The organism is Sporosarcina sp. P3 (genome assembly GCF_002743415.1).
GTDB classification, from domain to species: Bacteria; Bacillota; Bacilli; order Bacillales_A; family Planococcaceae; genus Sporosarcina; species Sporosarcina ureae_A.
The window spans coordinates 169374-194984 of sequence record NZ_PDZE01000002.1 but is presented as its reverse complement, the minus strand read 5'-3'; the positions used below and the strand labels follow the sequence as shown (position 1 = coordinate 194984).

General features: G+C 40.1%; 30 protein-coding genes. All 30 read right to left on the bottom strand.

The genetic code is table 11. The annotated features are described in order from the left end of the window. Window positions 1-34 precede the first annotated feature (34 nt). Window positions 35-901 (bottom strand): MinD/ParA family protein, encoded by an 867-nt coding sequence (locus tag CSV61_RS03125; protein ID WP_099638070.1) that lies wholly within the window; start codon window positions 899-901, stop codon window positions 35-37. Continuing rightward, entirely contained in the window at window positions 894-2006 is a 1113-nt protein-coding gene (gene flhF, locus CSV61_RS03120; protein ID WP_099638069.1) for a flagellar biosynthesis GTPase FlhF, read from the bottom strand. Before flhF ends, CSV61_RS03125 begins: the two co-directional genes overlap by 8 nt. Beyond that, window positions 2006-4036, bottom strand: coding sequence for a flagellar biosynthesis protein FlhA (flhA, locus tag CSV61_RS03115; RefSeq protein WP_099638068.1), 2031 nt, complete (start codon window positions 4034-4036; stop codon window positions 2006-2008). The genes flhF and flhA overlap by 1 nt, the downstream gene beginning before the upstream one ends. Before the next feature lie 24 nt (window positions 4037-4060). Next, the gene (gene flhB, locus CSV61_RS03110) at window positions 4061-5152 is read right to left on the bottom strand and encodes a flagellar biosynthesis protein FlhB (protein WP_099638067.1); all 1092 of its coding nucleotides are present in this window, start codon (window positions 5150-5152) and stop codon (window positions 4061-4063) included. Then, window positions 5145-5921 carry a flagellar biosynthetic protein FliR gene (fliR, locus tag CSV61_RS03105; protein ID WP_099638066.1) on the bottom strand — a complete coding sequence of 259 codons (777 nt, stop codon included), beginning with the start codon at window positions 5919-5921 and terminating at the stop codon, window positions 5145-5147. Before fliR ends, flhB begins: the two co-directional genes overlap by 8 nt. Before the next feature lie 4 nt (window positions 5922-5925). Further along, entirely contained in the window at window positions 5926-6195 is a 270-nt protein-coding gene (fliQ, locus tag CSV61_RS03100; RefSeq protein WP_083035439.1) for a flagellar biosynthesis protein FliQ, read from the bottom strand. A 12-nt stretch (window positions 6196-6207) separates the two neighbouring features. Further along, on the bottom strand, window positions 6208-6873 hold the full coding sequence (gene fliP, locus CSV61_RS03095; protein WP_083035438.1) for a flagellar type III secretion system pore protein FliP: 666 nt from the start codon (window positions 6871-6873) through the stop codon (window positions 6208-6210). Beyond that, a complete protein-coding gene (locus tag CSV61_RS03090; RefSeq protein WP_158233771.1) occupies window positions 6866-7477 on the bottom strand; it encodes a flagellar biosynthetic protein FliO in 612 nt (203 codons plus the stop codon). Before CSV61_RS03090 ends, fliP begins: the two co-directional genes overlap by 8 nt. Window positions 7478-7543: 66 nt before the next feature. After that, window positions 7544-7906: a response regulator gene (locus tag CSV61_RS03085; protein WP_083035436.1), complete on the bottom strand. Its 363-nt coding sequence runs from the start codon at window positions 7904-7906 to the stop codon at window positions 7544-7546. 22 nt (window positions 7907-7928) lie between these two features. Further along, the gene (gene fliY / locus CSV61_RS03080) at window positions 7929-9116 is read right to left on the bottom strand and encodes a flagellar motor switch phosphatase FliY (RefSeq protein ID WP_099638228.1); all 1188 of its coding nucleotides are present in this window, start codon (window positions 9114-9116) and stop codon (window positions 7929-7931) included. Beyond that, window positions 9109-10110, bottom strand: a complete 1002-nt coding sequence (gene fliM, locus CSV61_RS03075; RefSeq protein WP_083035435.1) for a flagellar motor switch protein FliM — start codon at window positions 10108-10110, stop codon at window positions 9109-9111. The genes fliY and fliM overlap by 8 nt, the downstream gene beginning before the upstream one ends. A gap of 48 nt (window positions 10111-10158) precedes the next feature. After that, the gene (fliL, locus tag CSV61_RS03070) at window positions 10159-10590 is read right to left on the bottom strand and encodes a flagellar basal body-associated protein FliL (protein ID WP_099638064.1); all 432 of its coding nucleotides are present in this window, start codon (window positions 10588-10590) and stop codon (window positions 10159-10161) included. Continuing rightward, the gene (locus CSV61_RS03065; RefSeq protein ID WP_083035434.1) at window positions 10580-10804 is read right to left on the bottom strand and encodes a flagellar FlbD family protein; all 225 of its coding nucleotides are present in this window, start codon (window positions 10802-10804) and stop codon (window positions 10580-10582) included. Before CSV61_RS03065 ends, fliL begins: the two co-directional genes overlap by 11 nt. Before the next feature lie 54 nt (window positions 10805-10858). Next, on the bottom strand, window positions 10859-11686 hold the full coding sequence (gene flgG / locus CSV61_RS03060; protein ID WP_099638063.1) for a flagellar basal body rod protein FlgG: 828 nt from the start codon (window positions 11684-11686) through the stop codon (window positions 10859-10861). Between the two features lie 85 nt (window positions 11687-11771). Beyond that, complete coding sequence (locus CSV61_RS03055) at window positions 11772-12143, bottom strand: TIGR02530 family flagellar biosynthesis protein (protein WP_099638062.1); 372 nt, start codon at window positions 12141-12143, stop codon at window positions 11772-11774. A gap of 17 nt (window positions 12144-12160) precedes the next feature. Further along, a complete protein-coding gene (gene flgD, locus CSV61_RS03050; RefSeq protein ID WP_233193501.1) occupies window positions 12161-12850 on the bottom strand; it encodes a flagellar hook assembly protein FlgD in 690 nt (229 codons plus the stop codon). A gap of 3 nt (window positions 12851-12853) precedes the next feature. Beyond that, window positions 12854-14191 carry a flagellar hook-length control protein FliK gene (locus tag CSV61_RS03045; RefSeq protein WP_158233770.1) on the bottom strand — a complete coding sequence of 446 codons (1338 nt, stop codon included), beginning with the start codon at window positions 14189-14191 and terminating at the stop codon, window positions 12854-12856. Window positions 14192-14219: 28 nt separating this feature from the next. Next, window positions 14220-14831 carry a MotE family protein gene (locus tag CSV61_RS03040; protein ID WP_099638060.1) on the bottom strand — a complete coding sequence of 204 codons (612 nt, stop codon included), beginning with the start codon at window positions 14829-14831 and terminating at the stop codon, window positions 14220-14222. A gap of 1 nt (window position 14832) precedes the next feature. Further along, complete coding sequence (gene fliJ / locus CSV61_RS03035; protein WP_099638059.1) at window positions 14833-15285, bottom strand: flagellar export protein FliJ; 453 nt, start codon at window positions 15283-15285, stop codon at window positions 14833-14835. After that, on the bottom strand, window positions 15282-16622 hold the full coding sequence (fliI, locus tag CSV61_RS03030) for a flagellar protein export ATPase FliI (RefSeq protein WP_099638058.1): 1341 nt from the start codon (window positions 16620-16622) through the stop codon (window positions 15282-15284). Before fliI ends, fliJ begins: the two co-directional genes overlap by 4 nt. Next, window positions 16619-17392 carry a flagellar assembly protein FliH gene (gene fliH, locus CSV61_RS03025; RefSeq protein WP_158233769.1) on the bottom strand — a complete coding sequence of 258 codons (774 nt, stop codon included), beginning with the start codon at window positions 17390-17392 and terminating at the stop codon, window positions 16619-16621. Before fliH ends, fliI begins: the two co-directional genes overlap by 4 nt. Beyond that, window positions 17385-18398, bottom strand: coding sequence for a flagellar motor switch protein FliG (fliG, locus tag CSV61_RS03020; RefSeq protein ID WP_029053210.1), 1014 nt, complete (start codon window positions 18396-18398; stop codon window positions 17385-17387). Before fliG ends, fliH begins: the two co-directional genes overlap by 8 nt. Window positions 18399-18411: 13 nt before the next feature. Beyond that, on the bottom strand, window positions 18412-20013 hold the full coding sequence (gene fliF / locus CSV61_RS03015; protein ID WP_099638056.1) for a flagellar basal-body MS-ring/collar protein FliF: 1602 nt from the start codon (window positions 20011-20013) through the stop codon (window positions 18412-18414). A 62-nt stretch (window positions 20014-20075) separates the two neighbouring features. Continuing rightward, window positions 20076-20384, bottom strand: coding sequence for a flagellar hook-basal body complex protein FliE (gene fliE / locus CSV61_RS03010; protein WP_099638055.1), 309 nt, complete (start codon window positions 20382-20384; stop codon window positions 20076-20078). Between the two features lie 16 nt (window positions 20385-20400). Beyond that, entirely contained in the window at window positions 20401-20862 is a 462-nt protein-coding gene (flgC, locus tag CSV61_RS03005) for a flagellar basal body rod protein FlgC (RefSeq protein WP_099638054.1), read from the bottom strand. A gap of 2 nt (window positions 20863-20864) precedes the next feature. After that, window positions 20865-21254 carry a flagellar basal body rod protein FlgB gene (flgB, locus tag CSV61_RS03000; protein WP_099638053.1) on the bottom strand — a complete coding sequence of 130 codons (390 nt, stop codon included), beginning with the start codon at window positions 21252-21254 and terminating at the stop codon, window positions 20865-20867. A gap of 532 nt (window positions 21255-21786) precedes the next feature. After that, the gene (codY, locus tag CSV61_RS02995) at window positions 21787-22563 is read right to left on the bottom strand and encodes a GTP-sensing pleiotropic transcriptional regulator CodY (protein WP_083035421.1); all 777 of its coding nucleotides are present in this window, start codon (window positions 22561-22563) and stop codon (window positions 21787-21789) included. Between the two features lie 86 nt (window positions 22564-22649). Then, the gene (gene hslU / locus CSV61_RS02990; RefSeq protein ID WP_369824272.1) at window positions 22650-24041 is read right to left on the bottom strand and encodes an ATP-dependent protease ATPase subunit HslU; all 1392 of its coding nucleotides are present in this window, start codon (window positions 24039-24041) and stop codon (window positions 22650-22652) included. Then, window positions 24042-24581, bottom strand: a complete 540-nt coding sequence (gene hslV, locus CSV61_RS02985) for an ATP-dependent protease subunit HslV (protein ID WP_099638052.1) — start codon at window positions 24579-24581, stop codon at window positions 24042-24044. It abuts the gene before it with no gap. Between the two features lie 8 nt (window positions 24582-24589). Then, window positions 24590-25489: a tyrosine recombinase XerC gene (gene xerC / locus CSV61_RS02980; protein WP_099638225.1), complete on the bottom strand. Its 900-nt coding sequence runs from the start codon at window positions 25487-25489 to the stop codon at window positions 24590-24592. Window positions 25490-25611: the final 122 nt, after the last annotated feature.

Here is a 25611-nt window from a genome sequence, read left to right as displayed (position 1 = left end):
AACGAGAATTCGTTTTTTCTTTGTGGTGATCAAATTACACACGCCCCTTCAAAAAAACACCTTTAATTTTATCTAAGAATCCAGAGGTTTCAATAGATGTGAATGGTTTGTTGCCGTGTATAAATGTGTCCGTGATCGCCAGCATTCGCTTGCTAACTTTTGCACTAGGATACAATTTAACGAAAGGGATCTGAGCGATTACTGCATTACGAACATGGATGTCGTCTGGTAAAAATCCTAAAACATTAGTATCTACGAATAAGAATTTTCGCATAGCTAGTTGAAGACGTGCCACGGAGTCACGTCCATCTGTCTCTTTTAGAACCCGGTTACTCACTATGTGAATAGCTTTGGTCGCATCTTGAAGACAGATGAATTTGATCATCGAATATGCATCTGTAACAGAAGTAGGCTCCGGTGTCGCAATTAAAATAATTTCATCCATCGCCAAAATCAAGTCGATCGAACTCTTCGTTGCTCCTGCACCCATATCGAACAATATGACATCATAATCCATCTGTAAAACAGAGAAAGCTTCTATTAATCGTTCGAACATCTTATCCGACCACTCCACCACATTTTCCAGTCCCGATCCACCCGCGATAAATGCAAGATTTTCTTCAATTGGTGTCACGACATTCTGTAATGGTTGCTGATCAGTCAAATAATCTTTTAGATGATACGTTGGTGTAGCCCCAAATAATATATGAATATTACCCATTCCGATATCCATATCCATAATTAATACTTTTTTGCCTTTTGCTACGAGTGCATATGAGAAATTAGCAGTGAAGTTCGATTTACCTACCCCACCTTTACCACTGACGATGGCAATTGAGCGAGCCACCGGTCTTTGACTTTTCATCATTTTTAGTCGCAATTCTTCCGCCTGATCATGCACGTGTATCACCCGCCAATAGAAGATCCAATACCTTTTCCAAACTGGCTTCTGTCAAATCCTCAGGTACTTCTTGTCCATCAGTGAAGTATGCCATTCCTAAACTGTATTTCAGCATCAAATTAATAATCGACCCAACTGAATTGGTTTCATCGGTTTTCGTAAATATGATTTTTGTGATTGGAAACTTATCAAATTGTCTAATGATCATGTCCATATCTTGTTCTTTTGATGTAGTAGATAACACAAGAAACGTTTCCATATCTAATGAAAAATCAATGAGACTCGATAAATCATCGACGTATTTTGCTTCTTTGTAGTTTCTTCCTGCTGTATCGATAAATATGAGATCACGATCTTTTAATTTTTCGATTGCGGTGCAGAAATCTTCTTCGTTATAGGCAATTTCGACCGGCGCCTGAAGTAAGTTGGCGTATGTTCGTAACTGTTCAATTGCCGCAATTCGATACGTATCGGTCGTAATAAAACCAACCTTCTTTTTTTCTTCTAATAATGCGCGTGCAGCGATTTTCGCAATAGTCGTTGTTTTCCCTACACCCGTCGGACCAAGTACATTTATAAATTTTTTCTGATAAGAGATCCCGCCGAATGGTATATTGTGAAGGCGATCACTGAACCACGTTCTAATCAATTCCATTTGTTGCTCTTCAGTAAAATCGATCTTATCTTGCTTCATTCGATTGAACACTAGATTGCCAATCTCTGAGACGTATTCATTACTTAGACCTTGCATCTGTAATTTCTTCAATATGGGTAATAGTTCATCAGGATATTTCTCAAATGTATGATCCACTTGCTGTATGTCTTTCAACATTTGTTTGATCTCACGCATTTCGTCTTGCATGCGTTCAACAGTTTTAGGTTCCGCAACAGGTTGCACAGAACCTACTGGAGATTCATAGGAACGTTGAAGACTTGTTTTATCATAGCTTGCGACCACTTCTACTAAACGTTTACGAAATAGACCCAAAAAGCCTTTTGTTTTTGTAACGTTTGAACTAAGAATGACCGCGTCGTCTCCAAAATCTTCACGAACTCTTGCCATAGCTTCGACCATAGTAGATGCTGTATACTTTTTCATTTTCATTAAATATCCACCACCCCTACACTTTGGACTTCCACTGATGCTTCCAATTCATTATAAGACAGTATAGGTATTTGCGGGAAATACCGCTCCGTAATTTGACGTAAGTACATACGAATAGCAGGTGAACATAAGATAACAGGTGATTGATCCAACATCGCTACCCGTTCGACTTCTTGCGCAATCCGCTCCAGTATCATTTGAGATTGCGAAGGATCAATGGAAAGGAAGTTCCCCTGTTCGGTCTGTTGGATACTATCAGCAATTAGTTTCTCTACTTTCCCAGAGACTGTTAATACTTTTAACGCCCCATTACCTACAACAAATTGGCTCGTGATCTGACGCGCCAATGATTGCCTGACGTACTCTGTCAGTACATCTACATCGGACGTGTACTTTGAATAATCTGCAAGCGTCTCAAAAATGATCGGCAAATTGCGGACAGATACTTGTTCATTCAATAATTTAGCAAGTACTTTTTGTATCTCGCCAATAGATAATGGAGTGGGTGTCAGTTCGTCAACCAAAATTGGATAGGTTTCATGTACGTGATCTACTAATTGCTTGGTTTCCTGACGTCCGAGTAAATCGGATGCGTTGGCACGAATGACTTCAGTCAAATGTGTTGATACGACACTTGGTGGATCCACGACTGTGTAGCCCATGATTTCCGCATCTTCTTTCGCTTCTTCCGTAATCCATTTTGCTGGCAATCCAAACGAAGGCTCTACAGTATCTATTCCTTCTATTAAATCCTCGCCCCCAGGACTCATAGCTAGATAATGATCTAACAATAATTCTCCTCTAGCCATTTCATTCCCTTTAATTTTGATACGATATTCGTTAGGTTGTAATTGGATATTATCCCGGATACGAACAACCGGAATGACAAGTCCAAGTTCGATCGCCAACTGACGACGAATCATCACAACACGATCCAGTAAATCTCCACCCTGCGTTGCATCTACAAGTGGTATGAGACCATAACCAAATTCAAACTCAATGGGATCAACATTCAAGAGATCTACGACATTTTCAGGCTTTTTCAAACCTTCCGTCTCTACATTTTCTTCCATCTCTAATAATTCATCTGGATCTTCGTCTTCCTTACGTGACATCATAAACGCACTAATTGCTAATACACCCGCAATTGGAATGGTTAATACGTCATTAATCGGTGTAGCAAGACCTAGTAATAGAATGGTAATAGATGCTACATAAAGTAATTTAGGCTGTCCTAATAACTGATTCGTTATATCTGTACCTAAGTTTCCTTCTGATGCAGCACGTGTCACTACGATACCTGTCGCTGTCGAAATCAACAGTGCTGGTATTTGAGAAACAATTCCATCTCCGACTGTAAGTGTAGAGAATTGAAGTGCTGCTTCCGCAAATGGCAATCCCATCTGCACGACACCAATGATCATACCGACCAATAAATTGATTATAACGATGATAATTCCGGCAATAGCATCACCTTTTACGAATTTCGTTGCACCATCCATTGCACCATAGAAATCGGCTTCGTTACTTACTTTTTCACGACGTGTGCGGGCTTCAATATCGGATATCATTCCTGCGTTTAAATCGGCATCAATACTCATTTGCTTACCCGGCATAGCATCAAGCGTAAAACGGGCTGCAACTTCGGAAACACGCTCCGAACCTTTTGTTATGACAATAAATTGAATGATGATCAAAATAACAAACACTACAAGTCCTACAATAATATTTCCACCGGTAACGAATGTACCAAATGTATCAACCACTCCACCTGCGTTACCTTCCGACAGAATCGCACGCGTTGTAGAAACGTTCAATCCTAGACGAAATAAAGTGAGTAATAATAATAGCGATGGAAATATAGAGAATTGTAGTGCTTCCTGCATATTCATGGCAGTTAGTAAAACCATTAGCCCAAGTGTGATGTTAATAATAATCAAGAAACTTAATAACCAAGGTGGTAACGGGATGACAAGCATCGCAATGATCATAATAACCGCCGCGAGTACTCCTATATCTTTAAACTGCATGCCATCCCTACTTTCTTATCTAACCTAAATTTTCTTTTGAATTCGATATACATACGCTAAAACTTCTGCAATTGCTTTAAAGAACTGCTCAGGTATTCGATCACCAATCTCTACTTCGTCATACATAGCACGTGCTAGAGGTCGATTTTCTACCATGACAATATCGTGCTCGGCCGCGATCATTTTAATTTTTTGTGCGACAAAATCTGCACCTTTTCCAACAACAACTGGAGAATCCATTTGATCTTCATCGTACTTTAACGCAATGGCAAAATGGGTAGGATTGGTGATGACTACATCCGCTTCCGGTATCTCTTGCATCATTCGACGCATCGCCATTTCACGCTGACGCTGCCTAATACGCGATTTGATCAGCGGATCACCGTCCATATTTTTACTTTCATCCTTAATATCTTGTTTAGACATTTTAAGATTTTTTTCATAATCAAATTTCTGATATAGAAAATCCAAAATGGAAATGAACAATAACACCAATGAGGCAATAATCCCCATCATTCCGACTAATTTCGCCACAGTCACTAGTGTTACTTGCGGTGTTCGAAATGCCAAGTCGAGCACTTGCCCCAAGTTCCCCCATACAATAAGTGTTGTAGCGGTTCCAATAAAAGAAATTTTCAATATGGATTTCAATAACTCTACTATAGCGCGAATAGAAAAAATTCGTTTTAACCCTTTAATTGGATCAATTTTCTTCAAATCAAACTTTAATGTTTCAGCAGTGAATAAGAGACCGAACTGTAGCAAGTTTGCTGCGATACTTGCAATAACTGCTATCAACATAATTGGCAATAAAATGATCGCCATTTGTTTAATAATGCTTATGTATACTAACATGACTTGTTCTTCATCCAACGATTTTATGGGAATAAAGTGTGTAAAAGATTCTCGAAAAAAGACAAAGAAATGATCCCGTATAAAACCTGCGGCAAAGAACATAAATATAAAAATAGAAAGAAGTACAATCGCAGCTGTTACGTCTTGACTCTTGAGTACTTGTCCTTTCTTTCTGGAATCTTCTCGCTTTTTCGGAGTAGCTTTTTCCGTCTTCTCACCGGCGAAGAATTGCAGATCTAGCCTTAAGAACAAGTCAGCCACCTCCGAGCAGAATCATGAGACTTCTCATCGTCACAATCATGACTTCAAAAATTTTCTTCATTACGACGATGAATACACCGGCCATTGTCACGATTACCAAGAAACTGACACCAATTTTAATTGGGAACCCCACTACAAAAATATTTAGTTGTGGTACAGCACGTGCCGTTATACCGAGCGCTAAATCAACTAGGAATAATGTGGCTACGACTGGAATCGCCATTTGAAACGCAATTGCAAAAGATTTTGCAAAGGTCAAGACAATAAATTCTGCCATGTTAGGACTGCCAAAAGGTGGCCACATAGCGGTGATTGGTACGAACTCATAACTGTAAAATATTCCATCCAATAGCAAGTGATGACCATTAACTACTAGTAACAATAACATCGCCAATGAATTAAGAAACTGTCCAAGCAACGGAGACTGTGCGCCTGTTTGTGGATCAATAACGTTCGCAATGGCAAATCCCATCTGAAAGTCAATAAATCCACCTGCCACTTGAATAGCCGACATAATAATAAAAGCGGCAATGCCGATCGATAAGCCGACTACCGCTTCTTTAAGTACAAGTAATATGTATTGACCATCGATGTCCAGTTCAGGCATCGTAATGGAGTATGACATCATCCAGGCTAATATTGCCCCAAACAGTAACCGTTGCGTAGCTGGTATGGTCTTGTAAGAGAATAGTGGCAGTGTTACAAAAAAAGATGTAACACGAGTTAGTATAAGCAAAAATGCAGGTAAGGACGGAATCAGTTCATTCATTTAATCACCCGATATACCTGGAAAGATTAGAAAAAATTTCGCTCGCATAATTGGTTACGTACGATAACATCCAAGGTCCAAAAAATATGATGGCAACCATGACCGCTACGATTTTCGGTACGAATGCCAAAGTTTGCTCTTGAATTTGTGTAGTTGCCTGGAAAATACTTACGGCAAGTCCTGTCACTAAAGCTACGATTAGGAGAGGTCCTGATGCAAGGAGAATAACCCAAACTGAACGTTCTGCAATGGATATAACAAATTCACTCGTCATTCAAATTCCTCCCTAAAAGCTTTGTAGCAATGACTGGATAATGAGATACCAACCGTCAACTAGAACAAATAATAATATCTTGAACGGTAAGGAAATCATTACCGGTGGAAGCATCATCATACCCATAGACATGAGCACACTGGCAACAATCATATCAATTACAAGAAAAGGAATGAAAATCATAAAGCCCATTTGAAACGCGGTCTTAATTTCACTGAGAGCAAACGCAGGTACCATCATAGTAAGCGGGATATCTTCAATCGTATCTGGTCGCTCCATCTGGTTATAGCGCATGAATAATTCTAAATCTTTCTGCCTTGTATGTTGACTCATAAATTCTTTGAACGGTACGCTGGCCCTTTCATATGCTTCATCTAAACTGATTTCCTCATCAAACAACGGTGTTAACGCCTCTTCGTTCACTTGAGATAACACAGGCGACATGATGAAAAATGTCAGGAATAGTGCTAATCCGACCAACACTTGGTTAGGAGGCATTTGTTGCGTAGCTAGCGCCGTCCGTACAAATGATAAAACAATAATAATCCTGGCAAACGAAGTCATCAGGATTAAAATCGCAGGTGCAAGTGACAACACCGTAAGTAATAGCAACATCTTAATGGAAGTAGAGACATTGGTGGGATCACTGTCAGAAAATGTGCCCAGAAAATCAACCATCGCGGTCGCTCTCCTTCCGATTTAAACGTTTTAATTGTTCTTTACGTTCAGCTTTGATTTCATCCATTTTGGAAGAAAACAATTGACTGAATGTAGCTTCTTCTGAAGAAGGATGCTCGGCTTTTGAGAAAAACCGTGAGTATAATTGTGAAAATATGCCCTTCTGAACATCATTGCCTTGATCATAACGTGCGAGCAACTCAGCAATTTCATCAGGATCTTCAATTTCCCTTAGTAGCTGTACATTTTCTCCAACACCGACTACAAAATAATGATTACCCATTTTCACTAGTTGAATAGATTTATTTTGACCCAACGGAACTCCGCCCATATTTGTCATCAGTCGATTGGAGTCAAAATTTCTATTACGTTTGTTCATGAAACGTAGTAACCACACGAGCAAGCCGATTACAAATACGAATGCAAAAAGAGTTCGAATATAATCTTTTGCTGTAAGGCCTTTAGGCTCGTCCAATTCCTTATTCGTTACTTCTTTTTGATTATCATTCTCTGCAGCTGGTGCTTTTTCTTCGCAGTCTTTATTTTTTCCAATACAGTCTGATACACTGACGTCAGGATCTGTTTCTGCATAAGCAAATGGCATGATGGCAAAACACAGAATGAGTAATAGTACACATTGGATTATTCGTTTTACATTCATAATTGACAGTTAGCTCAACGCTTTGTCGATCGCTTCAATCACACGGTCCGCCTGGAATGGTTTAACGATAAAGTCTTTGGCTCCGGCTTGAATTGCATCGATTACCATTGCTTGTTGTCCCATTGCGGAACACATGATGATAGTTGCAGATGGATTCGTACTTTTAATTGCTTTCAAGGCAGCAATGCCGTCCATTTCAGGCATCGTAATATCCATTGTTACCAAGTCGGGCTTCAGTTCATTATACTTTTCGACAGCTTGCGCACCGTCCGCTGCCTCTCCTACTACTTCGTAATCATTCTTTGTTAAGATATCCTTAATCATCATGCGCATAAATGCCGCGTCATCTACTACCAAAATTCGTTTTCCCATTCATAATCCCTCCAAGTATCTTCTATCGTAAATTATTTAACCGATCCATCTGACTTAAAATATCTGTAATGCGGACTCCAAAGTTTTCGTCAATGACGACTACTTCCCCTTTTGCAATATAGCGATTATTGACTAATATATCGACAGGCTCCCCTGCCAATTTATCTAGTTCAATAATTGAACCTCCAGACATTTCGAGAATTTCCTTCACGGAACGCTTCGTACGTCCTAATTCTACTGTTACTTGAAGGGGTATATCAAGTAGTAAATTTAAATTATTTGATTCTTCCTTATTCAAAGAAGGAGCTTGGAAACTAGCGAACTCTGCTTGCTGGACATGCACTGGCGCTTGAGTCTGTCGAGGTGCAGAAGGCTCCTGAACAGGCGGTGCTTGATATTGCGATTGCGATTGCGATTGTGGTTGTATAGGTGCAGGTTCTGGCGCATATGCAGGCTCCGGTTCAGAGTATGGAGGTGCTTGCGGACTAGGTGGTACTTCCGTCATGGTTGCCGCTTCTTCTTCTCCCATTAGTGAAGACACTAGCTTTTTACCAAACTCCAACGGAAATAATTGCATAATATCAGAATCAATCAACTCGCCAACTTTTAAATTGAAGGACACACGAATCAATAAATTATGTGCGGGAATAATTTCTGTCCCTTGATCTATTTGAATATTCATCAAATCAATAGTAGGAGGTGAAATATCTACTTTTTTGTTGAAGATAGTAGACATCGAAGTCGCTGAAGATCCCATCATTTGATTCATCGCTTCTTGCACCGCGCTCAAGTGAATTTCACTTAGCTCTTGATTCGGTGCCATCCCATCTCCGCCCAACATGAGGTCTGCAATGATTGCCGCATCACTTTGTTTGATTACCAACAAGTTAACTCCGCTTAATCCCTCGGTATATTCAACCTTGATAGCTACATATGGATGGACGAAATCATCTTCCAAATTATCACGTTGGATTAATGTAATTTGTGGTGTGGTGATTTCTACTTTCTGTCCGAGCAAAGCGGAAAGTGCAGTTGCTGAACTTCCGAATGAGATATTCCCCACTTCACCTAATGCATCTTGCTCCATTTCGGTCAAATAATCGCTAATATTGATAACTTCGGGTTCAGGTTCAGTTGCTTCTGTAGGTTCTAATGTTTCACCTCGTAACAACGCTTCAATCTCTTCCTGTGAGAGAATATTATCACTCATCATCGTCATCCTCTCCCGTATTCAAAATTTCCAGTATTTGAACAGCCATACGATTACGTAGCTTTCCAGGCTGCGCTGTGAATTTAGGTCTTTCCCCTATTCTTATCGTTAGAGGTTCCTCAATGCTTGTGTCTAGTGAAATGACATCGCCAAGCTGCAGATGCAAGAAATCTTCGATAGAAATTTGTCCTTTTCCAAGGTCAGCTACTATAGGGAGTGTTGCATTTTTAATACGTCTTTCCAATTCTATACTTTGTTCAGCAGTAGGTTCTTTTTTATTCGTCTGCATCCAATACTGCACAGAAAGGTTCGGAATAATTGGCTCCAACACAACGTGTGGAATACACATGTTGATCATGCCACTCGATTCTCCAATCATAATATTAAATGAAATAACGATTACCGTTTCGTTAGGTGAAATCATTTGGAGAAATTGCGGATTGACTTCCATCTCCGTCAGATACGGATCAATGTCTATTAGCCCTGACCAAGCTTCCCGTAAGCTGTCAAATGAACGTTCAAATAAATTGGTCAAAATCTTCGTTTCAATCTCTGTCATATTTTCTGCTTTTCCCGAACTCGATCCAAAACCACCCATCAGTCGCTCCAACATCGAATACGCAACATTCGGATTGACTTCCATCAAAATATTCCCTTCGAGCGGTGATACATCGAAGATATTGATTAATGTCATATTCGGTATCGAGCTAATAAATTCTTCAAACGGGATCTGATCTACCGACATCACATTGATTTGGACATACGTACGCAATTGGGCCGAAAAGTACGTCGTGAGCAGTCTCGCGAAGTTTTCATGAATTCTTGTCAGACTACGAATTTGATCTTTTGAGAAACGAAGAGCACGTTTAAAGTCATAGACACGTACTTTTCTAGTTTCTTCTTCTTTTTTCATTTCCTCTGCTGACATCTCACCCGTCGATAAAGCAGACAGCAGCGCATCTATTTCATTTTGGGACAGTACATCTGCTGACATAGGTCCACCTCCCATCGCGCACACTTCTCTCGTAGATTACTCCAGCCGTCACTGGATGATATATGAGACAATATACACCTTTTGTATTTCACCATCTTGCATCAGCTCGTTTAACTTCGCTTTAATAGTATCTTCAAATTGTTGTTTTCCCGCTTTCCCTTCAAGATCTTTTGTGGTCATTTCCGACAGTTCTTGAATAGCTAGGTTCTTCACTTGAAAATCGCGTTTTGTTAATTCTTCTGCTGCCTTTTTACTGTCTGTCTGGATTTTCAAAGAGATACGGACAAAATTACGGCCAGACAAGTTCGTTGTAATTTCCTCCATATCCACAGACGACTCAATAATTTCATCAATTGACGGTGCTTTTTCTTCTCCTTCACTGTCTTTGTTGAAATTCAATATCAATACGACCGCCACGACACCGATCAACGTAATACTCACTAAAATGATCAATGAAATCGTCAATAATTTATTCTTCATCTTCTTCATCACCCCGAATATGCGGATTGGATAGTAGCTGGACTGCACGATAAAATTCAATGATCCGGCTGTTTACTTCTTCGGCTGAATCCAGAACGACGTACTTTGATCCAGTCGTCAACGTAATCGTCGTATCTGGAAACGACTCGACTCTCTCTATGTACAATGCGTTGAGTGTAAAAGTCGTTCGATTTAATCTTGTCACTTTAATCATATGTAAGGGGCCAGGCCAAGGCCGGCCCGACCCTCCTTTTCAAACTATGCTATGTTATCGTTTCAAGTTTACTAGTTCTTGTAAGATTTCGTCTGATGTGGTGATGATTCGCGTGTTGGCTTGGAATCCACGTTGTGCAACGATCATTTCTGTGAATTCTTCTGAGAGGTCTACGTTGGACATTTCTAGGGAGCCGGATTTGATTGCACCGTGTCCGCCATCTCCCAGTGGCCTATCTTCTAAAGGAGTCCCTGAGTTCGCACTAGGCTCATAATAATTGCCTCCTACTTTTTGAAGTCCTCCAGGATTATTGAATTTAGCCAAGCTTATATACTTTGGTTCTTCTCCATCGTTTAACAAACCGTTTAAAACATAATTGACGGCTCCATCTTGTCCTATTGAAAGTGATGTAGCAGCTAAAGGTACTTCAATCGGATCGCCATTTTCATCCAATAAAAAGCGCCCCTCACCGTCTACTATCCTCGCACTCTCCGCACCCTCTTCACCACTGTCTAAATAAAAATTACCCGCCCTTGTGTAGAGTTTGTCGTCAATACCTTCACCATTTCTAACTACAAAAAAACCATCGCCTTCGATTGCCAAATCTAATGTATTTCCAGTAGTCTGCATAGACCCACCAGAATGAATAGTATCAATAGTAGCTAATTGCGCTCCTAATCCTACTTGCTTAGGGTTTACTCCTCCACGAATATCCCCAGGCGCCGAAGCTCCTGCCACGTTCTGCGAATACAAATCTTTAAAAACCGTACGTCCCTTCTTAAATCCATGCGTATTGACGTTAGCAATATTGTTACCAATTACATCTAGTTTCGTTTGGAAGTTCTTTAGTCCAGAAATTCCTGAGTACATTGAGCGAATCATAGTAAAGTTTCCCCTCTCGGTTTTAGAGTGCACCGCGTCAATCAGTCGGCGGTGCAGTTGGCATCCTGTTAAGGTCCTGCCGTGTTTAGCTGAGTAGTATCGTGCCGTCAATATTCGTAAATAGTTGATCTTTCGCTTCCATGCGGTTCATCGCGGTGATCACGGTTGAGTTCTTTGCACTGACAATGAGTGCGGCTTGATCAGTCAACACGAGTGATTCACGGATTCCTTTCCTCTTCGCCTCGTCTACTTTTTCTGTAATACGCGCCCATTCTGCATCGGTCATTTGAATGCCACGTTCTTGCAACCGGTCATTCGCATGTTTACTAATCTTTAATTTCTCTGGCTGCGTTGCTTGCTGTAAGTGTTCAAGAAATGACTGCTTAGATTGCGCTTGTATCTGTCCTTGGCGTATGAGTGGCGGTGATGGAACGCGATGGGCATTGATCTTGTTCATGACATCGCTCCATTCAATTATTCACTGATTGTTGTAAATTGTTTGCCTTCAACTTTCGTACCGTCTTGCAATACATAATGGAGACTACCTTCTTTATTTGTAACCGATACGACTTTCCCTGTACGTTCTTCTTCACCTTCCATATAGCCTACCGTCTTACCAATCAGCATACTGGCTTGTACTAGACTGTTTGGTTGACCGACTGCTCCTGGGCTTGAATTAAAACCATTCCCCATTACTTCGGAAATGTTTCCCGGTGACAGTTCCTTGCCGTCCGCCATCGTGAAGATCACCGAACCGTCGATATACTTAATCGACTGTATGATGCCAGTCCCTTCATTGATGATCGGCTGGTTATCTTCACCTTGTTTATCTGATACTTCATGCCAGCGTATTTCTTTCCCTACAAAGCTATTGTACTGAATTAACTGACTTTGATTTTGTGAATCTGCGAACTTCTCAAATGCCTTTGCTAAGTTCATCGTTTGTTCCAGTGATGAAAACTGCGCCATTTGCGCGACAAACTCTGTATCTTTCATCGGATTCGTTGGATCTTGATTCGCCATCTGTGCGATCAATATTTTCATGAATGCGTCTTTTCCCATTGTATCGGGCCCAGTTTTTCGCTGATCGCGTTGCTTATTGACTAAATACATGGAATCTGTAATCGCACTATTAGTTGTGGTGGAATTTGTTCCTTCTGGCAATGGTTACGCCTCCAGTTCAATCATGAATTCTTGGAATGTTTGTTGCTGTTCTTCTTGAGTTTCATTATGATCAGTAGCCTGTTCTTTTTGTTGCTGGTTTTGCTTGTTAAAAGCTTGTTCTCGATCGCTCTTTGACGGATCTTGCAGTGTTTGTGATAAATCAATTCGATCTACTTGCAAATTCTGTTGATTAAACGCATGACGCAACTGATGCATTTGGCTGTCGAGCATTTCACGTGCCATGGCAGTGGATGCTAAGATTCTTGCAGTCATGACACCATTCACCTCTAGCAATTCAATTCGGACTTGTCCGAGATGTTCCGGATATAGTTTGATTGAAATACGATTCATTCCATTCGTCTGACCAAAGTTTGCGCGGTTTAGCACTGCCTGGAATTCGCGCATCAAAGCTTCACTTCGACTTTCCTTTGCTTTTTCTGTAGCGCTCATTTGGAATACCGGCCTTGTCTCAGTCGGTGAAGCGGTTGTAACCGGAGTAGCTGTTTCACCAGGTTTAGATTGTTGATCTTGTTGCTTTGTGTCTGCGGCAGATTGTTCCGTCGTGAATCGAATGACCTGTTGCATAGCTTTCGGAATGTGTACAAGTTGTTTCACTTCGGGATGTATAGTCTTTTGTTCCAGTTGACTAGCAATTTGTGAAAGAATCGGCTGAATCGTTTTTACGAGATCTACTTGTTTTGTATATAAATCCATTTTAGGTGCTACTAGTTCAATTGATTTAAGCAATGCTGTCAATTCAACTGATTCTTTAGGTGTTATGTTCTGTATAGCGTCTTGAACTTTTTCAGTAGGTAATTCTTGTAATACATCAAGCACGAACCAAATATCTCCTGTTGCAGCTATCTGATCCAGTTGTTCTTTGGTCATACCAGCATCTTCTAGTACGTTTGTAATTGATTCTATTAGTCTATCAGGTTTTTCACTAATAAGATGTGCTAATTGTTGCAGACTAGGTAACTTATCCAGGTCTGATAGATCCACTAACTCTCCCTTTACATCTTCATTAAACTTAACTGAAGTACTTTGAATCATTCCTGTGTCTTTTAATATCTGGGCAATAGTTGGAGATTTATCAGACTGCTTTAACTCTTCAAGTAGCCCCTTTAGCTCTTCCAACGAATCAGCGTTAAGTACATCGCCAAGTACTTTCGTTAACTCCTGATCGATACCCTGCGTCTGCTGTTTAGCAGGTATAGCTGTTGCAGACATCAGACTTTGAAATATACTTCCAAACCCTTCGCCTTCAATATTTGCTGTAGCAGCGGATGAATTTACAGGAATGCTAGGTGAACCTACACCCATTAATAGTCCTACATTCACTTTTTCACCTCCCTCAATTACTATTATACTACTTTGTAAGCATAGATGTATATTTAGCAGCATTTTCAGGGGACATTTTCTCTAGTATAGCCGCTAAAGTAGCGGGCTTTAGACTAGATAATATTTGAACGGCTTCTGCGTCTCCCATTTTTGTAATGACAGGAGCTGAAGATTTGGCCGACATTTGCTCGTACGTCGTAATGATTTCTTTGAATTCACGCTTCGATTCACTTTGCGCGAGTTTTAGTTTCTCGATTTCTTCATTCAGCTTTTCTTTCTCTATCACAAGTGTTTCATTTGAATCTTTTACTTGTGTAAGTTCATCTTGAACTTCAAATAGTTGCGCTTCTTTTTCTTGAATCTCTGCCTGAAGAGATATGACACGTTCTTCCAGTATTACATCACCCTCAACCTTTTCATCAGGTGTTTTTTGTTCTAGGAACGGAACTTTTGCTGTCCACTCTTTTGCCTGATCAAAAACGTTTACATCAGCTACTTTAGCTATGATTAAAACGACTGCCATCGTGAACATAAGAGGGATGATAATCCATGCGAGCAGTATTTGGAAAAAGCCAATAGACTTTTTACTTTGTCCCTCTATTGGTTTTCCAACTTCTTTTTTCTTTTTTAACTTAGCCACTTTACCACCCGTCTTCTCTTGAACGAAATTTCATTGTTGATAGTTCGTCAATCCGATTTGTCTCTATGTGTTCCATTTCGGCATCATGTTGTTCTTTCCCAATCTCTTTCATTTTTTCAAACTTCTTCACTTCGATATTTTTCTCCAGCAATTGAGACTCATACCAATTCATTTTCGAACGAGACTTCATTACCTCTTGCTGAATATGATCAATCGATAAGTCTAATGTGTTAATAAATCGGGAGTAGCTGTGCAAGTCATCAATGGAAAAACCTGTGTTCATTCGTTGTTGTTGCTCTTCCAAGACATTTTCTTTCTTTTTCATTTGGTCATACAGTTGCGTTGCAATTTTTTCAAATTCTTCAATCGCTTCTTTATATGCCATCTCCGTTTCATCACGTTCTTGTTCACGTAAATTCAGTACTTTGTCAAAACGATAATAGAAAGAAGTCATCTGCGCTCTCCTCCTCCAGAAGCTAACGCGATCATTTCATTTACCGTATCTTCCAATTGTATATTCTCATTAAATTTTTGTTTAAGAAAATCGGTAATGATCGGTTCATATTCAATCGCTTCGTCAATTTCTCGTGACGTCCCTTTTTTATATGCACCAATATTAATCAAATCTTCGGATTTATCATAGGCATAATACAGTTCGCGTAGTTTTGCGGCTGCTTTCAAATGCTCAGGGTCTGCTATATGATTCATCAGACGACTAACACTTTTCAAAACATTGATCGCAGGGTACTGACCTTTATTGGCAAGCGTTCGGTCTAAGACTATATGACCGTCGAGAATTCCTCGAACAGCATCCGCTATCGGCTCATTCATATCGTCACCATCTACCAGCACGGTGTAAAATGCAGTGATAGCACCTTTTTCATTTGTACCACTTCGTTCCAAAAGCTTAGGTAAAATAGCGAAAACAGAAGGGGTGTATCCTCGGGTTGCAGGTGGTTCTCCGACCGCTAGACCAATCTCACGCTGCGCCATAGCTACACGTGTGACTGAGTCCATCATCAGCATGACGTTCAGACCTTTATCTCGGAAGTATTCTGCAATCGCTGTCGCTGTCATGGCACCTTTGATTCGCATCAGTGCTGGCTGATCTGAAGTGGCGGCGACTACAATGGTTTTCTTTAAGCCTTCTGGACCTAGGTCTCTGTCGATGAACTCACGAACTTCACGGCCGCGTTCCCCTATAAGTGCGATCACGTTGATATCCGCTTCCGTATTACGTGCAATCATCCCAAGCAATGTACTTTTGCCGACACCAGAACCCGCAAAAATCCCTACACGTTGACCGCTGCCTACCGTTAACATCCCATCGATTGCTTTCACTCCTACAGCTAACTTGTCATTAATAGTAGGACGTGTTAAAACGTTTGGTGGACTGTTTTCTGTACGCACAGTTGCCAAGCCTTTAGGTAAGGGGCTTGAGTCAATAGGTCTTCCTAAAGAATCCAGGACTTGTCCTAATAGATTCATACCGACTTTTACTTCGAGTGGTTTGCCCAATGTTTCGACTAGACAGCCACTTGAAATATTGCGTATATCCGTGTAAGGCATCAGCATGACAATTTCTTCTCTAAAACCTACGACTTCCGCTTGAATTAAGGAAAGTCCTCCTTCAGGAATGTTCAAATGAATAAAACATACGTCTCCGATCGATGATTCGGGACCTTCCGATTCTATAAGCAATCCAACAACTCGTATTACTCGACCATATTTTTTCATTGTATTGATATTTGGGATAATCGGAATTAAATCTTCGGCTTTTTTCAAATTCACACACCGTCCTCCATGATTTTCACCAATTGTTCTTTCAGTTCATTCAGTTGCTCATCTATACTCACTACGATTCGGCCATGGTTCGTTTCGATAAAGCAGTCTGTTGCATTGAAATTTTCATTGACGAAAATAAGGAATGGAGTTTCAGGCGGAAAAATTGATGCGAGCTCAGCGCGATGCGTCGTGACCATTTTAAACTGTTCAGTTGGGACGAATAGTTTTATCTCTTTGCTTTCTTGCGCTTCTTTAATTCCTTTTCGCACGATGGATAAATACGTCTCATCGTCTTCTTCTATCACTTTATTAATAATCCGTTCCGCCGACTTCATTCCGATGTCCAAAATTACTCGTTCTTGATTGATTAAATATTGTGTCGCATTCTCGTAAGATAATGTAGTAGTTTCGTTCGCAGCATTTATCATTTCACGCATTTCAGCCATCGCTTTATTGCGTCCATCATCGAATCCAACTTGAAATCCCTCGTCATATGCTCGTTGCTGTAATTCTTCTTTTTCTCGTGCCCAAGCTGCATGCATTGATTCGATATCCGCTGCCGCTTGCTCTAATCGCTGTTTTATTTCGGCATCTACAATGTTTTTACGTTGCTCCATCTCTTGTAATAGGCGATTGCGTTCCATGAACATCATGCCTGTATCGATGGGCTCTTCCACTTTTTCATCTGGTTCCAATGATTGCAAATTACGTATCGATATTGCTTTTGTTGGATGTTGATTCATGACAGTTCGCTCAGAACGAAACAAATTAGACAATGATGTCATCTCCTCCACCACGCGCTATGATGATTTCGCCTGCATCTTCAAGTCTTCGGATAATTCCTACGATGCGGGATTGTGCTTCTTCCACGTCACGCAGTCGCACAGGCCCCATTACATCCATCTCTTCCCTGAACGACTCTGCCATACGTTGTGACATGTTCTTGAATAAGATATCTTTTACTTCTTCACTAGATACTTTCATCGCTAAAATCAAATCTTCATTTTCACAGTCACGGATGACACGCTGAATTGAACGGTTATCCAATGTAATAATATCTTCAAACACAAACATTCTTTTGCGAATCTCTTCGGCGAGCTCAGGATCTTGTATTTCAAGAGCATCGAGAATCGTTTTCTCCGTCGAACGATCTACCCCATTTAGCACTTCAACGACTGCGTCTACTCCGCCAGTTTCAGTAAAGTCTTGAGTTACAGTAGACGATAATTTCCGTTCAAGTACAGCTTCTATCTCACTGATTACTTCAGGTGAAGTGGATTCCATTGTAGCAATTCGCTTTGCAATATCAGCTTGCATTTCTTGCGGAAGCTGTGACAGGATTAAACCCGCCTGCTCCGCTTCCAGATATGACAAAATCAATGCAATCGTCTGTGGGTGTTCATTTTGGATGAAATTTAATATTTGTGATGGTTCTGCACGTCTTGCAAAATCAAACGGTCGCACTTGGAGTGAAGATGTTAGACGGTTAATAATTGCTTGGGCATGGTCTTTTCCCAGTGCTTTTTCAAGCACTGTCTTGGCATAGCCAATACCACCTTGAGAAATGTAATCCTGCGCAAGCGCAATATTGTGAAATTCCTCAATAATCTCTTCTTTTACAGAGGATTCTACTTTTTTCACACCTGAAATCTCCAATGTCAGTTGCTCAATCTCTTCTTCATTCAAATGCTTATAGATAGAAGCCGAAACCTCAGGACCCAAAGAGATAAGCAAAAGAGCAGCTTTTTGTTTTCCTGACATGTCTTTATCTTTCTTAACCAACTAAACCCCTCCGTTACTCCTTGGTGATCCACGTTCGTAATAATTTCGCAAATTCTTCTGGTTTATCTTTAGCCATTTTTTCTAGCTGTTTTCTGCGTGCTGTCGCTTCTGTCTCTTGTTCTAAGTTGATATCATCGACTTGTACTGAATCTAATTGAGTCTGAGCTTGTTCTTCAGCCAACTCTTCTTCTATTTGTGCTTCATTACGTCTCTTTCTCAAGAACAAGATCACAAGAACAATAATTGCAAGTAACAAGACACCGCCAATCAAATATATCCACCAAGGGATGATTGTCTTAGTATCTTCAAAGACCATATTTTTCCCCTTTAACGGCTGAACAGAAACCGCTATTTTCTCAGCTAATATCTCTTCTGTTAATTCTCCAGCTACTTCTGTATCCAAGGAGGTACGTACGATGGTTTCTAGAATACGTTCAACATCTTGCCGTACTTCGGGTGCCAATGAAGTTGGGTCATCCGCAGTAGGAGGTTCAATCATCACTTGTATACCGATATTACTAATTTTGTATGGGCTCTCCACTATATCTTTTCTGATTCTATTTACTTCATTATTAATCGTTTCTTCGAGACGTTCGTAATCTCCGTCTCCATTTTCACCTTCCACATAGGTAGTGCGGTTATCAGTCGGATCTTCTCCTTCAGGCGTACCCCCCACTCCCGGGTTCGTACCTGAAAATGACTCAGTTATCCGTTGCACGCTCAACGCAATGCCTTCCATATTCTCCGGATCTACAGGTGTAACCAGATTCTCTTCACGTTTTTCCTTCTTAAAATCGATATCTGTCGTAACGGAAACAACTACTTTATCTTGTCCCATCAACGTACCGAGCATCAATTGAACTTGCCGTTGCAAGTCGCGCTCAATGGTCTTTTTCACACCCATTTGATCAGTGACACTTGCCCCATAAGAATTTCCTGAATCTTTCAGATCGAAATACTCAAAGTATTGGTTCTGGATGACGATATTTTCATTAGATAGATTAGGTAAGCTTTTTGAGACTAGATTATAAAGGGATGTGATTTGTTGTTCAGAAAAGTTTTGTCCTGGATTCGTCTTCAACATAATCGCTGCACTAGCTTCTGATGTCGTGTCGTTTACAAAAATGCCTTCTGTCGGTAAGGTAAGCATCACTTTTGCGTCCTTAATACCTTCTATACCCTTTATTAGATTTGCTAATTCTGTTTGCATCGCAGCAACCTTAATCATATTAAATTCATTGTCTGTAGTACCGAACCCAGCATTATCCGAGAAGAACGAATAATCGATCAGACCGGAATCTGGGAAACCTTCAGCTGCGAGCGATACGCGTAGATTATCCAATTGTTTTTCAGGTACTGATATTGCAGTACCCCCGGGCTCTACTTGATAAGGTACCCCTTGTCCCTCAAGTACTTCTTTTATTCGCCCAATTTCAGATGGTGATACCTCTGAATAAAGCGTTACATATGTAGTACGTGACATAGCCACTGTTAAAAAAACTGCCAACGCAATTATGCTGGCGGCTGTCGTTATATATATAATTTTTTGATTTTTCGTTCGACTTTCCCAGAAAGCTTTGAGATCCGCTTTGAGTTTTGTCAATCTTTCTTTCATTCTAATCCCCCGGTCAGCCTCACTAGGTTAGATCCACTCTTTCGCCTAGCGCTTTCTATCTGTTAGACAGGCATTCTAATGATTTCTTGGTATGCTTCTACCACTTTATTGCGCACTTCCATTGTTGCATTGAATGCAATACTCGCTTTTTGTGCTGAGATCATCACATTATGTAAATCGACATCTTCACCTTTAACAAGTTTTGTCGTCATAGAATCTGAGACCTTTTGTGTTTGGTTTACTTGATGAATCGCGTCGTTTAACATTGCTGAGAAGTTCTGCTGGGCTTCAAAAGGCGTTCTTTGTGCTTTAACTTCAGGTTGCTGAATCGACGTGGTAGGCATAGCACCTGTAATTGATTGTATGGCCATCTAGTTCACTCCTATTTTATCTTCCTATCTCTAATGCTTTCATTAACATAGATTTATTTGCATTCAATGCGGTTACATTCGCTTCATACGATCTGGTTGCGGACATTAAATCAATCATTTCACGTAAAGGGTCGATGTTTGGCATTTCTACATAACCTTCTTCATTCGCATCTGGATGAGTGGGGTCAAAAACCAATTTGAACGGTGTCTCCCGATCTTCTTTCACGTGTGATACGACCACTCCATTTCCTGCATTACCGTGTGAGTGAACGCCTTTTGCAACTTGCAAGAATGAAGAAAACTGTCCATCTTTCGGTTGTAATGTGACAGTTTTCCTTCTATACGGTTGCCACTCGCCATCAACTTGCTTTGCTCGAGTCGAATCGACATTCGCCATATTGGAGGATATGACGTCCATGCGAAGACGTTGAGCGGTTAATGCAGAAGACGACGAGTTCAGACTATGAAATATACTCATGATCAACGGCCTCCTTTTATAACACTTTGTAATGAATTGAATTTCCCATTTAATCGTTCTATTAAAGCAGAGTTATATATTTGATTGGCAGCTAAGTCTGCTTGCTCTTTATCCATATCCACACCATTGCGGTCTTGTCGATAACGTAAATTTGATAAATCCCATGTTTTACTTGTCGTTGAATGGATAAAGTCCAAATGTCTCGAGTCAGTCTTGTACGCTTCTAGCCCCTTACTTTTCTCATTCGAGAACACTTCTTTAAAATTAACATTCTTAGTTTTATAGTTAGGTGTGTCTGCATTCGCTATATTTTGCGAAATTGCTTTCCCTTTTGCAGACGAATAATCTAAACCTTTTTCAAGCAGGTTGATGGTACCACCATAAATCTCCATCGTTCCCCCACCTTTCCCTCATTTACCACATTTTTCGCGGTTTTCTCAAAAAAAATTCAGACTATACTACTCTTATATACTATTCTTGTCTAAATAGGTCATTTTTTATTATTCTACTAATCTATTGTAGCTGAGACTAATGATTTTTGTCCAATGTTTTCTAAACAAAATTATAGTATAAAATAACTATCGAAAAGGATTCAGAGTAGTCTATATACTGCTACTAATTACTTCGTATCATACAAATTTATATTTTATGTATTGAACAAAAATCGCTTTTATCTTAACATAAGTTATTTAATCACCAATTACTATATAGTGTAAATGACTTGCTACTGTATTCTTTCAGTTATATTCAATTCTAACGCACTAAGCCTAATGTAATTGATATTTCCTATTTCGTATATCTGAGACATAAGATTAATCCAGCCCGTCAAAATAGGACGATTTCAATAAAAAAACCGAAGAAAATCCGTAATAACGGAAGTTCCTTCAGTTTCTAAACAATTTACTTTTGAAACAGTATTTAATTTTATGAATTGTGTTTCTCAAGCTCTGCTAGGAATTTATCGTTCAATACTTTAATATACGTCCCTTTCATTCCTAGAGAACGTGATTCAATAACCCCAGCACTTTCAAGTTTACGAAGTGCGTTGACAATTACTGAACGTGTGATTCCAACACGGTCAGCGATTTTAGAGGCTACAAGCAACCCTTCATTACCGTCTAACTCTTTAAAGATATGTTCGATTGCTTCATGTTCACTATAAGACAATGAGTTAATCGCCATTTGCACAACTGCTTTACTGCGCGCTTCATGTTCAATTTCCTCTGATTTTTCACGTAAAATTTCCATGCCTACTACTGTTGCACCATATTCAGCAAGGATTAGATCATCTTCTGTAAATCCCTCTTTTAGTCGCGCAAGAATTAAAGTACCCAAGCGTTCGCCACCACCGATAATTGGGACGATTGTAGTTAAACCTTCTTGGAATAGTTCTTTGTTTTCGATAGGGAATACAGTGTGTTCACTCTCGATATCGATATTTGGAGATGTTTCATTAATTTGGAATAAGCGATTCGTATACTCTTCAGGGAATTTACGATCTTCGAACATTTTCTTCATGCGTTCATTGTCAATTTGATGATGGATTTCTAAACCAAGTAATTTACCTCTTCTACTTACGATAAACGCGTTACAATCAATTACCTCACTTAGTTCTTCTGCCATCTCTTTAAAGTTTACAGGACCGCCTGCACCTTCTTGTAACATCGCATTAATTTTTCTTGTTTTAACTAATAAACTCATCTTTGTTGTTCCTCCTTAAGGTTCTCTTCAGACTTTAATGAATATTCTAAAGGTTTTAAATCATTAAATAAACTATTACGACTTCCTTATAGAATAAATTGTGACAAATCTTTGTTCTTTACAATTCCATCCAGCTTTTCATCTACGTATGCTGGTGTAATCTTGATAGATGCGGGTCCGATTTCTGCCGCTTCGAATGATAAATCTTCTAGCAACTTCTCCAAAATCGTATGCAATCTTCTTGCACCAATATTTTCTGTTTCATTATTTACCTCAAACGCAATTTCAGCCAACTTGCTAATTGCTTCATCTGTAAATTCAATTTCGACATCTTCTGTCGCAAGAAGTCGTTCATATTGTTTTAATAAAGAAAAATCTGGTTCTCGCAGTATGCGCTCAAAATCATCTTTTGTCAATTTGTCTAATTCTACACGAATCGGGAATCTACCTTGCAACTCCGGAATAATATCAGACGGTTTTGACATATGGAATGCTCCTGCGGCAATGAACAAAATATAATCGGTCTTAACAGCACCATATTTGGTTGTAACCGTAGAACCTTCGACGATTGGCAAAATATCACGTTGTACACCTTCACGAGACACTTCACCTGATGATTTTTGATTGCTACTTGCGATTTTATCCATTTCATCAAGGAAAATAATTCCCGCTTGTTCCGTTAACTCAATCCCTTTACGCGCTACTTCATCTTGATCAATTAACTTATCCGCTTCTTCCGCTTCCAGTACAATTCTTGCATCTTTGACTTTCATGCGACGCTGAACTTTCTTTTTCGGCATAAGTGAAGATAAAGCGTCTTGCATACCCGACATTTGATCCATACCAGACCCTTGCAACGCATCGAATAGAGAGGGTTGTTGCGCTTGCACGTCTACCGTCACCATTTTCTCTTCGATTTGACCACTTGCAAGTTGCGCAGCGATCTCTGAACGCTTGCGTCTAATCTCAGATTGATCTTCTGTTTGTTCGGGTTCTGGCTGTGTCTTTTGACCGAAAAACATTTCAAAAGGATTTTGACCTTCTGTATTTTTTTTCGCCTCAGGGACTAGCAACTTTACTAACCGTTCTTCCGCTAACTTTTGAGACTGCTTTTTAACCGCTTCGCGCATATCTTCTTTCACCATGCGTACTCCAACTTCAGTTAAATCGCGAATCATGGACTCAACATCTCGTCCTACATATCCGACTTCCGTAAACTTTGTCGCTTCGACTTTTACGAAAGGTGCATGAATCAATTTGGCAATTCTTCGGGCAATCTCTGTTTTCCCAACACCTGTAGGTCCAATCATCAAAATGTTTTTGGGAATGACCTCTTCTTGTTCTTCAGCAGTCAACTGCATACGACGATAACGATTACGCATAGCAACAGCAACTGCCTTCTTAGCTTTTTCTTGCCCAATAATATAACGATTTAAATACGCTGTGAGCGCTTTAGGAGTCATCTCTTGCTTCATCACTTAAAGCACCTCCACGATAATATTATGATTGGTGAACACACAAATATCAGCTGCTGTCTCAAGTGAAATTTCAGCAATTTCTTTCGCTGTCAATTCACTGCTATGTTTCTTCAATGCACGTCCGGCCGCTAGTGCGTAATTACCCCCGGAACCAATGGCCAACACCCCGTCATCCGGCTCTATTACTTCACCAGTACCTGATACGAGTAATAGCGTATTTTCATCCATAACAAGTAACAATGCTTCTAATTTGCGTAGTATACGATCTCCACGCCATTCTTTAGCAAGTTCAACTGCCGCTCGCTGAAGATTGCCATCATATTCATTGAGTTTAGCTTCAAATAAATCAAATAGCGTAAAAGCATCTGCTACAGAACCAGCAAAACCAGCTAAGACTTTACCGTTAAATAATCTACGGACTTTCTTCGCTGTGTGCTTCATGACGACCGACTCGCCCATCGTCACTTGCCCATCACCTGACATAGCACATTGCCCATCATGATGAATAGCAAATATCGTTGTTGCATGAAATTTCATTATAGTTCCTCCTAAGCACGAGGGTGCGTTTGTAAATAAGTCTGACGTAAGTGTTCATTTGTGATATGGGTATAGACCTGAGTTGAAGATAGATGGCTATGTCCCAGCAATTCTTGTACTGACCGAAGATCTGCTCCAGCCCCAAGCAAATGTGTCGCAAACGTATGCCGGATCATATGTGGTGTAATATTTGTATGCAGAGATGCTTTCTCCATTAAACCATCTAATACATAGCGCACACCGCGATCCGTCAGAGGGTCACCACGCAGATTGACGAACAACTTTGCATGCTTCTTTTGCTTCATCAATTGTGGGCGACTACTTTCTATATAGTTTTGCAACGCTTCCTCTGCAAAACTTCCGAATGGCACAAATCGTTCTTTTCGTCCTTTACCCATTACTTTCACAATGCTTAAATAATGATCCACATCTTGCACTTCGATTTCTACTAATTCACCGACACGGATCCCCGTTGCATATAGCAACTCGAGTAAAGCACGGTCTCGCAAAGAGCGAAAATCTTCTCCCATCGTGACTTCAAAAAGCTTTTCCAACTCTTGCTGATAGAAAAAAGCAGGAAGGCGTTCTTCTTGCTTCGGATGATACAATAATCTAAATGCTTGATCTTCAATCCCGTATCGAGCATTCATGAATGTGTAAAATGAGCGGATGGCTGATATTTTCCTGGAAATGCTAGTTCTTGCATAAGAACGATCATATAATCGTGTTATATACAGCCTAGCCACAGGGTAATCGACTTCTTCTAATTTCTCGATTCCCTCTTCTTGCAGGAACAATAAAAAATCCCGAAGATCGTTTTCATACTCCGCGACGGTGTAGGACGAGTAGTTTTTCTCTAGTCGAATATAAGATACATATTCGTCTGCCAATTGTTTTATTTCAGGAATCATTTGATCACCTCGATACGAATTTATCATCGTACAACGTGCACCTGAAGATTTGAAAGGTTATTGATTACATACAGTTCGAAATAAACTGCCAAAGTCGAATGTTGTCCATAAAACACTATACA